At 38.2% G+C, this 15170-nt stretch carries 14 protein-coding genes; 4 read left to right on the top strand and 10 right to left on the bottom strand.

Annotation, left to right across the window (positions count from 1 at the left end; genetic code table 11):
* On the top strand, nt 1-357 hold the full coding sequence (locus ACH3PA_RS08005) for a hypothetical protein (protein ID WP_416445392.1): 357 nt from the start codon (nt 1-3) through the stop codon (nt 355-357).
* 10 nt (nt 358-367) lie between these two features.
* On the opposite strand, the gene ACH3PA_RS08000 is transcribed toward ACH3PA_RS08005, so the two are convergent.
* From ACH3PA_RS08000 to ACH3PA_RS07990, 3 genes are all read right to left on the bottom strand, one after another.
* Complete coding sequence (locus ACH3PA_RS08000; protein WP_416445394.1) at nt 368-3355, bottom strand: GEVED domain-containing protein; 2988 nt, start codon at nt 3353-3355, stop codon at nt 368-370.
* A gap of 113 nt (nt 3356-3468) precedes the next feature.
* The gene (locus ACH3PA_RS07995) at nt 3469-5004 is read right to left on the bottom strand and encodes a glycine--tRNA ligase (RefSeq protein WP_416445396.1); all 1536 of its coding nucleotides are present in this window, start codon (nt 5002-5004) and stop codon (nt 3469-3471) included.
* 83 nt (nt 5005-5087) lie between these two features.
* On the bottom strand, nt 5088-5969 hold the full coding sequence (locus ACH3PA_RS07990; protein ID WP_416445398.1) for a hypothetical protein: 882 nt from the start codon (nt 5967-5969) through the stop codon (nt 5088-5090).
* A gap of 65 nt (nt 5970-6034) precedes the next feature.
* Between ACH3PA_RS07990 and ACH3PA_RS07985 the strand changes: the two genes are divergently transcribed.
* Both ACH3PA_RS07985 and ACH3PA_RS07980 read left to right on the top strand, forming a co-directional pair.
* On the top strand, nt 6035-6712 hold the full coding sequence (locus ACH3PA_RS07985) for a ComF family protein (protein WP_416445400.1): 678 nt from the start codon (nt 6035-6037) through the stop codon (nt 6710-6712).
* Between the two features lie 44 nt (nt 6713-6756).
* On the top strand, nt 6757-8415 hold the full coding sequence (locus tag ACH3PA_RS07980; RefSeq protein WP_416445402.1) for an Ig-like domain-containing protein: 1659 nt from the start codon (nt 6757-6759) through the stop codon (nt 8413-8415).
* On the opposite strand, the gene ACH3PA_RS07975 is transcribed toward ACH3PA_RS07980, so the two are convergent.
* From ACH3PA_RS07975 to ACH3PA_RS07955, 5 genes are all read right to left on the bottom strand, one after another.
* Nucleotides 8372-9148: an amidohydrolase gene (locus ACH3PA_RS07975; RefSeq protein ID WP_416445404.1), complete on the bottom strand. Its 777-nt coding sequence runs from the start codon at nt 9146-9148 to the stop codon at nt 8372-8374. The genes ACH3PA_RS07980 and ACH3PA_RS07975 overlap by 44 nt on opposite strands.
* A 136-nt stretch (nt 9149-9284) precedes the next feature.
* Complete coding sequence (locus tag ACH3PA_RS07970) at nt 9285-9482, bottom strand: cold-shock protein (protein ID WP_099644402.1); 198 nt, start codon at nt 9480-9482, stop codon at nt 9285-9287.
* A gap of 87 nt (nt 9483-9569) precedes the next feature.
* Nucleotides 9570-9827: a hypothetical protein gene (locus ACH3PA_RS07965; protein WP_416445407.1), complete on the bottom strand. Its 258-nt coding sequence runs from the start codon at nt 9825-9827 to the stop codon at nt 9570-9572.
* A 19-nt stretch (nt 9828-9846) separates the two neighbouring features.
* Nucleotides 9847-11634: a chloride channel protein gene (locus ACH3PA_RS07960; RefSeq protein WP_416445409.1), complete on the bottom strand. Its 1788-nt coding sequence runs from the start codon at nt 11632-11634 to the stop codon at nt 9847-9849.
* 235 nt (nt 11635-11869) lie between these two features.
* A complete protein-coding gene (locus tag ACH3PA_RS07955) occupies nt 11870-12280 on the bottom strand; it encodes a BrxA/BrxB family bacilliredoxin (RefSeq protein WP_416445411.1) in 411 nt (136 codons plus the stop codon).
* Nucleotides 12281-12474: 194 nt separating this feature from the next.
* Here ACH3PA_RS07955 and ACH3PA_RS07950 point away from each other — a divergent pair, with 194 nt between their 5' ends.
* Nucleotides 12475-13215 carry a TerB family tellurite resistance protein gene (locus ACH3PA_RS07950; RefSeq protein WP_416445413.1) on the top strand — a complete coding sequence of 247 codons (741 nt, stop codon included), beginning with the start codon at nt 12475-12477 and terminating at the stop codon, nt 13213-13215.
* Between the two features lie 2 nt (nt 13216-13217).
* Here ACH3PA_RS07950 and ACH3PA_RS07945 read toward each other — a convergent pair whose 3' ends face one another.
* Both ACH3PA_RS07945 and ACH3PA_RS07940 read right to left on the bottom strand, forming a co-directional pair.
* Nucleotides 13218-14372: a lycopene cyclase family protein gene (locus tag ACH3PA_RS07945; RefSeq protein WP_416445415.1), complete on the bottom strand. Its 1155-nt coding sequence runs from the start codon at nt 14370-14372 to the stop codon at nt 13218-13220.
* Nucleotides 14373-14464: 92 nt separating this feature from the next.
* On the bottom strand, nt 14465-15151 hold the full coding sequence (locus ACH3PA_RS07940; RefSeq protein ID WP_416445417.1) for a metal-dependent transcriptional regulator: 687 nt from the start codon (nt 15149-15151) through the stop codon (nt 14465-14467).
* Nucleotides 15152-15170 lie beyond the last annotated feature (19 nt).

Here is a 15170-nt window from a genome sequence, read left to right as displayed (position 1 = left end):
ATGAAATCTCAACTATCTTTACTCAAATATGCCTTATTCTGCCTCACCGTATTCTCCTGCTCTGCGCTGCAAAAATCGGGCTCAGAAGGTGAAAAATCGACCGCAGACATGAAATATTCGTTTGATACTGAAGGCCTTTTAGAAGGTCGCGTTATCGCTTCTCAGGAAGCTAACGATTGCCCTTTTGTAATTGAAGTTCTAAATAAAAAGCTGCCTTATTATCTCGACCCGGTAAATATGGATGAAGAATTTAAAAAGGACAGTCTTGAGATCTTTTTTGAATATACGGGCATGCGCATGGCTAACCGCTGTAAAAAAGCGTTGCCGGTAACTTTATCTAATGTGCATTTTAAATAAGCCGAAACTTTTATTTCACAAGAATTTTCTTGACTCCACCAGCTCTTTTGTTGCCTAGTCGCACAATGTATATCCCGGGAGCTGCGTAAGACATATCAAGATCGTACTCATATCTTCCGCCCTCATTAGGTATCCAGTTATATACAAGTGTTTGACCTAAAAGATTATAAACCGAAAATGCCATATCGCCTCTTGCTTCCAGACTTTCTAGCGATACCGTATACTTGTTTTTTTCATTCTCAATGATATTGAGTTCTACGGTACTTATTTCTTCATCTTCTACGCCCAGAGAATCATAGATCTCTGCCATATAATCATTTGTACGACCGTATTCTAAAGGATCGCAGGCTAAGGTAACATCACCATCACCATCTTCATCTTCGCCGCGCACTCTCATCTTATGCTTCCCTAATGCTGCACCTCGCGGTAGCGTAACGGTAAATTCTGTATCAGTATCTGCAAAATCGACAGTTCCCTGAGCTACTATCTCATCAGCATCGAATACGCTGTCATCATTAAAATCAATAAAAATAGCAAAGACAGAATCTTCATAACCTGTCTGCAGCGTTCCTGTAACGGTAGGCTCTTCCGTATCAAATTTTACCAAGATATCATTATCTCTTGCATAACCCGTTGCATTGCATTCAGTCTCAATATGAACTCCCTGTAGGTCTAATATTGTCACACCGTCGTTATCAGACTCACAATTACCTTCAGGCTTACATATATCAACATATATTGTGGTAGAATAGTTATCGTTGCTGTGATCTGAGTCATCTGTTAAATTTGTACTTGCTGTAATATTATAAGCGCCTAATTGAGCAAAATTGTAAGTTTGAGCGAAAGTAAAATCTACAGTAGTTCGTGAGGGTAAGATTCCTGTGAAGTTTTCAGTCACTTGAGCATCGCCATTTACAGAATAAGTTACCGGAAAATTAGATTGCGCAGTTCCCCCATAATTATAAAGACTTATAGTGATGTTTTCATCATTATAACTACTTCCAGAAACAGGGGCAGTAAGAGCTGTAACACCTAAATCTTTATCCCACAAATGAGTAACATTTTCAGCGTACCTGTCATTATCTGGATCTTCGTCTCCTTCTAAACTCGTCCAGCCTTCTATCGCATACGTTTTGCCTTCTGTAGAAAGATCTGCTGTAGTGGAGAATGTGTATGTTCCATATTCTTCAAAAGCCAATGTACCTGTGAACATTTCGGTTACAGGAGTTCCGCCATCAATACTATAAGATATAGGAAAATTTGACTTTTCATTATTGCCTAGATTACGAATTCTTATGGTGACAGATTCAGCATTGCTTAAGAAGTCATCTTGGGGAGCAGTGATCTCAACAATCTCAACATCATTATCAAAGGGTGGCTCAAGCTGAAAAACGCCTACCACATCTTGCCTGGTAGGATTAAAATATTCTGAAACAAACCAAAACTTTTTATCATCTTCAGGATCTACAGTGAGATGTGTATAATCGCCGTATCGCGATTCTTCTGCATTATCACTCCCCTGTGCAATTAGCGTTTCTGGTATTGTCATAGAACCTAATTTATCACTTGCAAACCTTCCGGTATATTGTATCGCAACATGTTGTGTCTCGCTTACCGTAGAATAACCCATGCCAATGTTTCCTTTGCTATCCATCGCCATACTGGCCGCAAAAGCATTCTGCACAGTGGGAGAAACATATGTTCCTTCCTGATAAATAGACCATGGCTGGCCGTCCCCGCTCTGTCTTAATTCATACCATCTTATCCCGGCTTTTTCTTCTACACCACCTTCTACGTCTACAACGAAATTAAATACTACAGAATTGTAGGTATCAAATTGCCTGAACTGCGCCTGATTCATAATCGTAGCCTGTAATGCATCCAGATCTGGAATAACCGCATCGGGATTAGTAGGATCTCCCGGTTGTGATAAATTTGAAAAGGAACCACCATCAAAAACACCATTAAATGCTGCAGTTGTGAGTTCCACAGGTTGTGAGATTGTAGAATTAAGCGGGTCGTTCCAGTCTACACTTACACTCCATAATTTTAAATGATCGTCATCAACACCAGACCAGGCATCATCCTGCATGTAAACAACAGTGGCCGGGCCGCTTGCAGGCATATTCCTATTACCTACATTAAACACTTGTGGACTATAAAAGCCACTCAATTCAATTCCGGGTAAGGGAAAAGAAAGAATTCTCGCATCTTCACCCACCAGCATTTTATCGCGTTCTATTGCAAAAACCGCATCTACTTCTGTACTTTCTGCTCCGGGAATATTAGCCGTAACATAGTAACCATCGTGCCATATCGAGAATTTTGCATAATCAGGAAACGCATTTGTTTCAAGACCTGTCGTATAAATATACCAGCCATCATTAATAGGATCACGACCTTTAGAAATGGCCATGTTCAATCCGTTAGGCGACTCATCAAATTCTGTAATTATATATCTGTCTGCTGGTGCGTCATACAAGACAATAGGATCTCCTAGTTCATTCCCCGGAAAAAGTGTCGCAAGAGATGCTTCATTCATCAAGGGATTTCCTTGTTTATCGAAAATTCTAAAAGCTGAATTCCAGGCTGCTATATAATGGTTGGGTCCCGCAGCCCCTGTGGGATCTGATGGCGCAGCTCTTAAATTGCTGTTACCAACATCAAATACAAAAAGGGGGCTATCTTGTATTTGTAATTTTGTTTGTGTCTGCGTTTGAGTTTGGTCTTTAACTAACGGGTCATTCCCCTTAGGAAAACCTTTACCCGGCACAACCTTATTAGTTCCTCTGCGTTTAGGGTTTACTTCTTCACTTTCACCTGAAAGATCTGGCGGCACCAGACTACCCGTTTTTATCTGCTCTGCTATACTTTTTGCCTCTCCTATTAAATGAAAATTACCGATGGTACGCGGAGTCACCTTTTGTGCAAAAGCACTAGTTGAAAATAGAATGCCTATTATCAGGCAACCGAAAAAATTAAAGTAAGAGTTTCTCATAAAAGCAGGAAAAAGTAATTAAAACAAACAGGCACAGTGCATTAAACTTACGAAAGTTTTATTGCATCCGATTTAAAAAAAGCCCCTTTTTTAAGGGGCTTTCTATCAATTCTTTATTTCATCCAGTATCTAAAATCTACTTTTTTATGAATGATAGCAGCCAGCTCTGATATCTTTACGCGATGTTGCTCCATAGTGTCGCGATCTCTTATTGTGACCGTGTTATCTTCTAAAGTATCGTGATCTACAGTTATGCAATATGGAGTACCTGCTGCATCCTGTCTTCTGTATCTGCGACCAACGGCATCTTTCTCGTCGTAAGCCACATTAAAATCCCACTTTAGATCATCAATTATTTGTTGCGCAATTTCTGGCAAACCATCTCTTTTAATTAAAGGAAGAACAGCCGCTTTGACTGGTGCAATTACTGCAGGAATCTTTAAAACTGTACGTGTGGTTCCATTTTCTAATTCTTCATCTTGTAAAGACTGAGAGAAAACAGCAAGAAACATTCTGTCAAGACCAATAGAAGTTTCTATTACATAAGGCACATAACTTTTATTTAGCTCTGGATCAAAAAATTGTAGTTTTTTACCAGAATGCTCTTCGTGAGCTTTAAGGTCAAAATCTGTACGAGAATGAATCCCCTCCAGTTCTTTGAAACCAAAAGGAAAGTTGAATTCTATATCTGCTGCTGCATTTGCATAATGCGCTAATTTATCATGATCGTGAAATCTATAGTTGTCCTGACCCAAACCTAGAGAAAGATGCCATTTAAGACGCGCTTCTTTCCAGTATTCATACCATTTTGAATCTTCACCAGGGCGTACAAAGAATTGCATTTCCATTTGCTCAAACTCACGCATTCTAAATATGAATTGTCTTGCAACTATCTCATTTCTGAAAGCTTTACCGGTTTGTGCAATACCAAAAGGAATTTTCATTCTTCCAGATTTCTGTACATTCAGGAAGTTTACAAATATCCCCTGTGCAGTTTCCGGACGAAGAAAAAGATCTGTAGCATTCTCTGCTGAAGCTCCTAGTTTTGTACCAAACATTAGGTTAAACTGACGCACATCTGTCCAGTTTTTAGAACCTGTTTCAGGATCTGCAATGCCCAACTCCTCTATAAGCGCTTTTACATCTGCAAGATCTTCCGCTTCAAGCGAGCGAGCCATACGTTGTATTACCTGAGTTTGTTCTTCTCTGTATCGTAATACACGTGCATTTGTAGTTACAAACTCCTCCTCATTAAAAGCATCACCAAAACGTTTTTTCGCCTTAGCGATCTCTTTTTCGGCTTTTTGATTGAGTTTTTCGGCATAATCCTCAATGAGAACATCAGCTCTATAGCGCTTCTTAGAATCTTTGTTATCAATTAAAGGGTCATTAAAAGCATCTACGTGTCCTGAAGCTTTCCAGGTTGTGGGATGCATAAATATTGCGGCATCAAGACCTACGATATTCTCGTGAAGCTGTACCATACTCTTCCACCAGTAATCTCTTATGTTCTTTTTAAGTTCTGCTCCATTCTGCCCATAGTCATAAACAGCGCTTAGGCCATCATAGATCTCACTACTGCCAAAAATATAGCCGTACTCTTTAGCGTGTGAAATAACTTTTTTAAAATGATCTTCCTGCTGTGCCATGAATCGATGCTTTTTTATAGATTTTTAAACAATGGGCAAAAGTAAAAAAACCAAGCTTACTCTTTGTTCTTTAGACCTTATTTTTAATTAAGTTCTAAAACTGCAGATCTAAGCAAACGTGCATCTTCAAAAATGTTAACCTGATACAGGCCTTCCTCAAAACTGTCTTCTGTAGAAGTGGCCAGAATGCACATTTTCATCTCGGCATTACTGTAATTAACGGTCTTAGAAGCGCTATAGATAAGAAGGTCTTCACCAAATTCCTGAGTCTTATGTGCTCCTATTACATTATTCTGTGGATTAATAATCTGTAAAAAGATAGTATGCTCACCTGTTTTAGCCAGTGGATTCTCGTTTATGGTAAAACAGATCTCGATATCATCAATACGCCTGGCCCTGCTATTCTCGATCTGTTTGCCGCTGGATCTTACAATCACACCAGCCGGTTCAAGATTACTAATTGTTAATTGAGAGCCTTTCTCAATCTCTTTTTGAAGATTAAGATTTGTGACCTGTAGAGAATCACGCTCAACGATAGTCTCGCCAAAGGCTTCTTCTGTATTGGTTTTCTCTGCTATCAAAGCCTCGTTTAGCTGCGTAAGGCTGTCTGCACGTTGCAGAAGCACATCTCTTTCACTACGCAGGTGTCTAATCTCTATGCGATAGTTCTGTAAGACAACCTGAGTTGCTTCAGATTCTTTAAGCGTGTCAAGCAAACCCTGAATGCGCTCTTTAGCAGCTAATAACTCCGTTTGCAGCACCTGAGTTTCGGCAATTTCATCGTTATATTTTTTAAGAATATCCTTGAGTTCACCTTCTATCATTTCTTTTTCACGTATTAGAACAACCTCATTGCTCTGCACCTGATTGTAAAATTTTATTGTATAAATACCCAGCCCTAAAAGCAAAAAGGTAAGAATAGCAGTAAGTGTTTTTAAAGCATTACTATTACTAGTTGCGCTCATAAATCGTCTTTCTAAGTTTCTTTGATTAACTTGACTTAAAGTACCAATTTTTTAAACCAAATCAAGTGCGGTCTTTATTTAATCTTTTTTATCCTAAAACATGTAAAGCATGCGATACCGTTCTTGATTATGGCGAAGATATAATTTGTACCTCATGCAGGCATAGATTACCTGTAACAGGTTTTCATTATGTAACGGAGAAACCCATTCAAAAATTGCTGTATGGGCGTGCAGATATTGAACTGGGCACTGCTCTTTTCTATTTTGACAAAAAAACGTTAGTTCAAAATCTAATTCATAATCTTAAATACAGAGGCGACAAATCTATAAGTACTTTTCTGGGTAAATGGTTAGGGCAGGAATTAGCAGAACTAGAAAACTATTGCCAGATAGACTGCGTTGTTCCTGTACCGCTACATCCTAAAAGAAAACGAAAAAGAGGATACAATCAAGTCTCTGGTTTTGGTAAAGCAATCGCAAAAGCTATTAATGCTGATTACGTAGACGATGCCTTAGTGCGCACAAGGTCTACGCGTACTCAGGTATTTATGGGCAGAGCCACAAGAAGCAAAGATGTTTTAAATTCGTTTGATATTAGAGAGTTTACTAACCTACAGAACAAACACATACTATTAGTTGATGACCTTATTACAACAGGAGGCACGATAGAAGGTTGTTATCTGGCTCTTAAAAAGATTAAAAACGTAAAAATTAGTGTGGCCGTAATGGCAATAGCACAATGAGAATTTTCGTTTACACGAAAAATAAATCGTTACTTTGCCGCGCTATGCTTCAAAACGGTGTAAAAATACTGCTTTCATTTCTCCTCCTGCTTCTGGTGGTAAATTGTGCTAAACGCGGCAATCCTACGGGCGGTCCTAAAGATGAGGATCCTCCTGTTTTTGTAAATGCGAGTCCACCTAATTATTCTACAAATTTTGAGGGGAATGAGATACGCATATATTTTGACGAATATATTAAATTAAAAGACCTGCAGAAGCAGCTTATAATATCACCGCCTATGAATCCGGCGCCGCTTATCACTCCACTGGGAAGCGCAGCTAAATATATTGACATTGAGATTCTAGATACGTTAATCCCTAATACCACATACGTTTTCAATTTTGGCAACAGTGTTGTAGATAATAACGAAGGCAATCCCTTTTCTTTTTTTAAATATGTAATGTCTACTGGTGATTATATAGATTCACTTTCTATAAAAGGTGTCATTAAAGACGCTTTATTGAGAGAGCCAGATGATTATGTTACTGTGATGCTTTACGAGGTAGACAGCACCTATTCTGATTCTGTTATCTATAAACAGACACCTCGGTATATTACCAATACTTTAGATAGCTCTGTTACTTTTGAGCTTAGTAATTTGCGCGAAGGTCGTTATCGCCTTGCCGCCTTAAAAGACGAGGATAATAACTACACATTTCAGCCAGAAAAGGATAAAATCGCCTTTTTTGACTCATTTATCGACGTACCTACAGACAGCACATATACCCTTACGCTTTTCAGCGAAAATGAAACCAGTGTTTCACGACCTAAACAGGCGGGAGAACAGCGCGTAAGTTTTCCATATACCGGCGCTAAGGACAGTATCGATATAGAATTGATCTCAGAAAAACCTGCTGGTTTTGAATATTTAATCTCTTATAAAGAAGATGTAGACACGTTGCGTTACTGGTACAAACCTCAGATTGAGAGTGACTCTTTAGTATTTCAGGTTAAAACTGAAAAAGCTACAGACACTTTGTATTTGCGCAAAAGGAAGATGAAAAAAGACTCGTTAACAATAAGTGCTCTCACCTCCAGCTCGCTTAAATTAGGCGACAGTATCAAACTACAGGCAAGTATACCTCTGGTTGCTTTAGACGAAAGTCTTATTTCCTTAACAAAGGCAGATTCTTCTTTAGTAGATTTTAGCACCACATTGATACCTGAGCAAGCGCAGGTTATTTTTGGTTTTGAAACCGAAGAGAATGAAAAATACACATTGCAAATTCTGCCCAAGGCGTTAACCGATTTTTACGGAAGTACTAACGATTCTCTTGTCATTAAAAGTTCTACTAAAGAATATGCTGATTATGGCGAACTCGAACTCACTTTAAAAAACGCCCAAAACTACCCATATATCGTTCAATTAGTAACAGAAAGCGGCGATGTAAAAAGAGAGCAATATGCCAAAGAAGGTGAAACAGAATTTGCTTTCAGGATCGTAAATCCGGGTAAATATTACGTAAGACTTATAGAAGATTTAAATGCTAACGGCGTTTACGACACCGGGAATTACTTGGCAAGAAGACAACCAGAGACTATTATTTACTATCCCGAATTACAGGATGTGCGTGCTGGCTGGCTGCCCAAAATCACCTTTATTCTAGGTTCACCAGCAACTATTCCTGCAGCAGAAACGAGTCCCGATCTTCCAGAAAATTGAGGTTTTTTCGCGTTTTTTGAAGGTTTATAGCCGATAATTGAGCGATAATTGTGACTTCTTTATCCTTCGCGAAAGCTAAAGTGCCTCCCAGATAATCGTAGATCCCGCTGTGACCGTTATATTCATAACCACCGCCATCAAGACCTATGCGATTCACGCCTACACAATATGCCATATTCTCAATAGCGCGCGCTTTAAGCAGTGTTTCCCATGCAAAAACACGAGTTAACGGCCAGTTTGCCACATAAAGCAAGACGTCATAATTTGACACGTTGCGGGAGAATACCGGGAAGCGCAGATCATAACAAACCTGTAGGCATATTTGCCAGCCTTTATAATCAATTATCACCGGTTTGTTACCTTTTGTATAAACCTTATCTTCTCCTGCAAGTGTAAAGGTGTGTCGCTTGTCGTATTTATGAATTTCGCCATGTGGCGTTACAAAATAGAATCTGTTATAAAAATCCTGATGTACCTTAACCATTAAACTTCCTGCAATTGCAGCACCGGTTTTAACGGCTTGCTCTTTCATCCAGCTCAATGTTTCTCCTGGCTCATCTTCTGCAAGACCTTGAGGATTCATACTGAACCCTGTTGCAAACATTTCTGGCAAAACGATAATATCTACGTCCTCGAGATTTTTAAGTCTTTCAGTGAAGTATTTGCGGTTCTGCACCGGATTTTCCCAAGCCAAATGTGCCTGTACACCTGCTATTTTTAAAGTCTCCTGCATATTTTAAAAATACGAAAATCATTACCCTAAAGACAAAAATTCTTTATCCTGAAAAACCAAAAGCTTCGGGATTAAAACTAAAAAACCCCTTGCGAATGCAAGGGGCTACGGAAAATTCTAAATATACTTATATATTTTAGTCGTGTAGTACGCGAACTTGCGCAGCTACCATACCTTTTCTTCCTTCTTCCTCAATGTATTCCACTTGATCACCTTCTTCAAGCACTTCACCGTTAAGACCGGTTGCATGAACAAAGATATCTTTACCTGTGTCATCATTGGTTATGAATCCGTAACCTTTAGACTCATTGAAAAATTTAACTGTACCTTTCATTATAAAATTGTAAAAAATTAATATTGTTGCAAATCTACATGATTTAATGAAACAAAGGTTAGCAAATTGTAAATTTATTTTTAAAAGTTATTGATTTTCAGTTTTTTTCTTGTTTGAGAAGTCCCTCATTTTCTTGATGTTGTCTTCTGTCAACATGTAATCATGTACTTTTCTATTCTTCCATCTATGATAGAGAAACATAGGCATTAAGATAAAAACTGCTGCTAAAATACTTAGACCTATACAGCGGTCACCCGCTACAATCTCATCTATTTCTCTAAGATAAAAGCCTACTCCCATCGTAATTACAAGTAGAAAAAACAGAACTATAATAGCTGTACGCATATTTTATTTTGTTGTTTTATTACTTTCGCGAAAAGCTCAAAAGCTTTCTTCTATAAGCAGTTAGCAATTTAGATTTTGAAATGAAACCGTGATATTTCCCGTTTTTAATGACAGGTAAATTCCAGGCGCCGCTTTCCTGAAACTTCTGCATCACTATTTTAGCCGTATCCTTTTCTAAGTATATATACTCAGGAGCCGAGTGCATCAGGTTTTCAACCAGAGTCGTGTCATACAAGCTGGAGTCAAACATAATCTCCCTAATATCATCAAGAGTAATAACGCCTACCAGCTCTTCATCGTCATTTATTACCGGAAAAAGGTTTCTGCTTGACTTTGCAACTACAGATTTAACCATGTCACCTAGTGTCATTTCAGGATGTACAGAAATAAAGTTAGTCTCAACAATGCCGTTAACATTCATTAATGTAAGAACAGCCTGATCTTTATCATGAGTTATAAGTTCGCCACGCACGCCCAACTCCATAGCATATACAGAATGCGTTAAAAAGTATCTATTAATACCATAAGCAATTGCCGCGGTAATCATTAATGGTATAAACAAGCCATAGCCGCCGGTGATTTCTGCAATAAGGAAAATTGCGGTAAGAGGTGCATGTAGCACACCGGCAAGAAGTCCTGTCATGCCTACCAGAGTAAAATTACTTTCAGAAACATGAACTCCAGGAATACCAATATTATTTATTGCTTTAGCTGTACAATTTCCCATTGCACTACCCATAAAAAGTACTGATGCAAAAATACCACCTATACCTCCACCGGCAAAAGTGATTGAGGTGGCGACCACTTTAAATAGTACTAGTCCTGCCAGAAGAGCGATAATTACCCAAATATTTTCAAGGTAAGCGCTAAAATAAGTTTCGCCCAATGCTTCAATATCGTTACCAAGCATAAGGTCGTTTATCATATCAAAACCTTCACCATACAGCGGTGGAATAAGAAAGACAAGTACGCCCAAAGCTGCACCGGCAAATAGAACTCGAGAGATCAAATTCCATTTTTGGAAATACTCTGTGATCCCAAAATAAACCTTGCTGAAATAAACAGAAACCATACCCGCTATAAGACCTAACACAATATAATACGGGAAATCGCCAATCGTAAAAGATTCCTTAAGAGTAAATGGCAATAACGTATCTGAACCAAAGAAAAAGTATGATGTTAATATTGCCGAAATAGATGCAAGTAAAAGTGGTAAAAGTGAAACTAAAGTAAGATCTAAGCTAAAAACCTCAATTGCGAAAATAATGGCAGCAATAGGCGCTTTAAAGATACAGGACATCGCTCCCGCAGCTGCACAACCTATAAGCAAGGTTCGTGTAGCCTGATTCATATGAAAGATGCGTGAGATATACGATCCCATTGCCGCCCCCGTAACTACAGTAGGGCTCTCAAGACCTACAGAACCACCAAAACCAACAGTGATAGGAGCCGTGATCAAAGAAGCAAAAATCTGGTAGGTGCCCATTATACCTTTCTTTTTTGAAATCGCCTTGAGGGTAGCCGGCACACCATGACTTATTGGGTGACGCACAATATATTTTGTGATCAATACCGTGAGAACGAGACCAACGGTGGGGAAAAGAAAATAAAACCAATAATGATAGTTATCTACCACCCTGCCTTCAAGAAAATCCTGAATAATAAAGGTTATGTTCTTAATGAGGACTGCTCCTAAACCAGAGGTAAGCCCTATTATAATACTAAGAACAAATATAAAATTGGCATTAGAGATATGTTTGTACCTCCAGATGTGAAAGCGGTGCAAGAAAGGTTTCTTACCAGGCATAACGTGATTGAATTATTTCTATTTAATGTCTTATTTACAAGACATAAGCATTGGTTTACAAAACGAATACGTTTTTTGAAAACGCTTGCAAATTTATAATTCAGTTTAGGTTTAACCTATATATATGGCAGATAATCGCAAATAAAATAATCCCGCTAAATAGCGGGATTATTTTTTGACTTATTTATAGATAAACTTCCTTAAACTCATAATTAAATGAATTTAATGAGAAGTATTAACAATATTCATTAAACGCATCTCTCAGGTTATCTGCAATTAATTCTGCAGGACGACCTTCAATGTGATGACGCTCTAACATATGAACCAATTCACCACCTTTAAATAACGCCATAGAAGGAGAAGATGGAGGAAAAGGAATCATAAAACTACGGGCAAGATCTGTTGCTTCACGATCTACACCTGCAAATACTGTAAAAAGATTATCTGGGGTTTTAGCATTTTGAAGAGCCATACGTGCACCAGGGCGCGCATTAGCAGCAGCACATCCACAAACAGAATTCACAACAACAAGTGTAGTTCCTTCTTTTTCCATGGCGGCATGCACATCATCTGCTGTATGTAATTCTGTGAAGCCTACAGATGTAAGATCCTCACGCATAGGTTTAACTAGTTCTGCTGGATACATAATTTTAATTTTTTATTAAAGATTACAAAGATACATAATTATAGTCGGGATAGAATAGAGTTCCCTACAAGGATGCTGCAAGAAAGCTCAGGTTTATATTTATTGAGCATGCAGCTGTAACATTTACTGCCATTTAGCTTCATACTTCATATAAAGACGTTTATTTTTGCAACCGTTATTCAAGAATTAGTAATATGATTAAATGGCTGGGCGCCGTATTGGGTTTTGCTTTTGGTAGGTTATATGGTGCTTTTGCCGGTTACCTTATAGGGTCGCTTATCGATAATTTAATGGGCAACAAAAGCAGTGGCCAGAGCTCAAGGACGATTTTTAATCAACAAAGTCAAACGGTAACTCCGGGTGATTTTGAGCTCAATCTTCTCTCCCTTTGCTCTATTGTAATAAAAGCAGATGGCAATGTGAGCCAGCGAGAGCTTGATTTTGTGCGTCAATACTTTGTACAATCATATGGTAAAGAGCGAGCTAATGCTACCTTTCGCACATTTAATGATGTTATAAAAAACAGAGAAGTAAATGCACAGCGTATTTGCAGTTATCTGGTACAGCGCACACGACCAGAAGTGCGTTTACAAATAATACATTTCTTATTCAGTATCGCACAGGCAGATGGCTACGTTTCTGCTCCAGAGGTTAATCAAATTTCTGAAATTGCTGGTTACCTTAGATTGGGTCGCAGCGAGTTTGAAAGCATTAAAGCGATGTTCTTTAAAAATGCCGAAAGCGCCTATACCATTCTCGAACTTGAGAAATCTGCTACAGATGCAGAAGTTAAAAAAGCTTATCGCGAAATGGCAAAAAAATACCATCCAGACAAACTACAACATATGGATGAAGCCTATCGCAACGGGGCTCAGGAAAAATTTAGGAAAGTACGGGAAGCTTACGAGATCATTCAGAAAGAGCGTGGCATGTAGTTCTAGCCCTTGCTTCCCTCTTTAAACAAGGCGATTAGAAACTGTTTTTTAGGTAATGTGCATATTAATTTTACTTCTTCTGCAGGTGTACTTTCTCCATCCAGAAATCTAAAAATATTTTGAATCTTGTTCTTTTTGAACATCGTAGTAAAAATTTGAGATCCCATTTCATTCTTTCGGTAAAGTACATCAAGAAACAAACGATCGTACCATCTAAATCTATTCTTCATTTTAAACAACCTGAAATCTTTATCTTTCTTCAGAAAATCGACTAATCTTATGGTGATTTTATCGGTATAATTAAAGGTAAAACCGGTGCTGCCACGAGTAAAACCACCCGCGGTGCCTATGTGCATGATATTTTTAGTATTGTGCCGTTCAAACGGATATGAAGTCATGGGTATCGATCCCTTTTCGGTAGCTTTTATCGTGTAGTTTGTAACTCCTAATTCAGTAATAAACTCTTTTATTGCCATTTCATATTCTGCATCAGGTAATAATTTTTCTGAAAAAAGCGTGTATTCTACAAGTGCTCTGGTATTAGAAACAGGAAGCACATACATAAATCGGGTGTTGCCTTTTTGCGCCACCGTAAAATCCATAAAAGTGGCCAAATCAGGGTCAAAAACGGGATTTTCTGCCTCAATATCCCACCCTATAAAATGCTGTTGTAAGACCTGAGAATGCTTTTGTTCTTCAAGTCTTTCTACAGGAAGAATGCTGGTAAATACTTTTTGAGCCCTATAATCTGCCGTTTCCGTTTTAACGGTGACAGCATCCTCTCTTTCGCTAAAGTCAATAACTTTTTCTTCCCTGATCGTGATATTAGAAACCTTTTCAAGCTCACTTAAGCAATAACTATAGAAATCTTTTGCTTCAATTTTATTATAACTGTAGTTTTCTAAATTTATAGTGTCTTCATAGTCTTTTCCTTTTACTGCAATTGTATGCCATTTTTTTGAGACTATAGATCCCCATTCACTCTTGCCTTCTTTCCAGAAACACCATGTTCGATCATTTTTGGTTTTCTGTGCTTTATCAAGAAGTAAAATCTTTTTGTCTTTAAAGTATGTGTCCTGTGACAAGCGATAGGCCAGCATTAAGCCCGAAAGTCCGGTTCCTAAAATAATGTAATCGTAATGGGCAGGTGTAGTCATAAAAGGCAATAGATTGAAGAAAAGCAATGTAGGTTCACAGTATTTCGCTTTAAGCGGACTCAAACCTCAGCCATAAGGGATTAAAGCTAGGATTAATCTACAAGCCTTACAAAAACATTATCTGCAAATTTCTTTGAGATCGTTTCTGTATGCTCGTTAAATTGTATCTTAATAGAGTCGTCAAATTCTCTATGCTCGAGAATTTTTATCTCGCTGCTTAGTGCGAGACCTATTTGCGAGACGTATTTTAAAAAACCCACAGAGCCGTCATTCACAGAAACCAGTTGACAAACACTACCGGTATTAAGTGAAGAAAGCATGATCTTCTCTTCTTTGCGGTAACTGCCGTCTGCATCTGGTATAATCTCCCCATGAGGATCTTTTTTAGGAAAATTCATAAAACGGTCAAGCTCTCTAATTAACTTTTCAGACTTGACATGCTCTAGTTGTTCTGCCACAGCATGCACTTCATCCCATGAAAAATTGAGGTACTTATTAAGAAAAGTCTCCCACAATCTATGTTTTCGCACCAGCACAATGGCAATATCTCTCCCGCTATTAGTTAACTGCAGTTTGCCGTAGCGCTCACTTATGATCAACTCTTTTTTCTTGAGTTTTTTAACCATATTGTTCACAGATGCCGGTGAAAGCTCAAGATATTCAGCTAATTGATTATTACCCACGCGCTCATTTTCTTCAATGTGAATGAGGGCAAAGAGCGCTTTTAAATAGTCTTCTTCGCTCTTTGTTAAATTAACTGAATTTAATTTGTTAGTCATGTCTAACTTAATTAGTTTT

Origin of the sequence: Leeuwenhoekiella sp. A2 (assembly GCF_047946655.1) — a bacterium.
Lineage (GTDB): Bacteria > Bacteroidota > Bacteroidia > Flavobacteriales > Flavobacteriaceae > Leeuwenhoekiella.
The sequence above is the reverse complement of the archived record's forward strand: the minus strand, read 5'-3'. Positions and strand labels throughout refer to the sequence as shown.

Bases quoted from the DNA above. Each gene is read 5' to 3' on its own strand.
- ACH3PA_RS07965 (WP_416445407.1), bottom strand. From the start codon at position 9,827: ATGCGTACAGCTATTATAGTTCTGTTTTTTCTACTTGTAATTACGATG.
- ACH3PA_RS07980 (WP_416445402.1), top strand. From the start codon at position 6,757: ATGCTTCAAAACGGTGTAAAAATACTGCTTTCATTTCTCCTCCTGCTT.
- ACH3PA_RS07955 (WP_416445411.1), bottom strand. From the start codon at position 12,280: ATGTATCCAGCAGAACTAGTTAAACCTATGCGTGAGGATCTTACATCT.
- ACH3PA_RS07940 (WP_416445417.1), bottom strand. From the start codon at position 15,151: ATGACTAACAAATTAAATTCAGTTAATTTAACAAAGAGCGAAGAAGAC.
- ACH3PA_RS07990 (WP_416445398.1), bottom strand. From the start codon at position 5,969: ATGAGCGCAACTAGTAATAGTAATGCTTTAAAAACACTTACTGCTATT.
- ACH3PA_RS07960 (WP_416445409.1), bottom strand. From the start codon at position 11,634: ATGCCTGGTAAGAAACCTTTCTTGCACCGCTTTCACATCTGGAGGTAC.
- ACH3PA_RS07975 (WP_416445404.1), bottom strand. From the start codon at position 9,148: ATGCAGGAGACTTTAAAAATAGCAGGTGTACAGGCACATTTGGCTTGG.
- ACH3PA_RS07970 (WP_099644402.1), bottom strand. From the start codon at position 9,482: ATGAAAGGTACAGTTAAATTTTTCAATGAGTCTAAAGGTTACGGATTC.
- ACH3PA_RS08005 (WP_416445392.1), top strand. From the start codon at position 1: ATGAAATCTCAACTATCTTTACTCAAATATGCCTTATTCTGCCTCACC.
- ACH3PA_RS07995 (WP_416445396.1), bottom strand. From the start codon at position 5,004: ATGGCACAGCAGGAAGATCATTTTAAAAAAGTTATTTCACACGCTAAA.
- ACH3PA_RS07945 (WP_416445415.1), bottom strand. From the start codon at position 14,372: ATGACTACACCTGCCCATTACGATTACATTATTTTAGGAACCGGACTT.
- ACH3PA_RS07950 (WP_416445413.1), top strand. From the start codon at position 12,475: ATGATTAAATGGCTGGGCGCCGTATTGGGTTTTGCTTTTGGTAGGTTA.
- ACH3PA_RS08000 (WP_416445394.1), bottom strand. From the start codon at position 3,355: ATGAGAAACTCTTACTTTAATTTTTTCGGTTGCCTGATAATAGGCATT.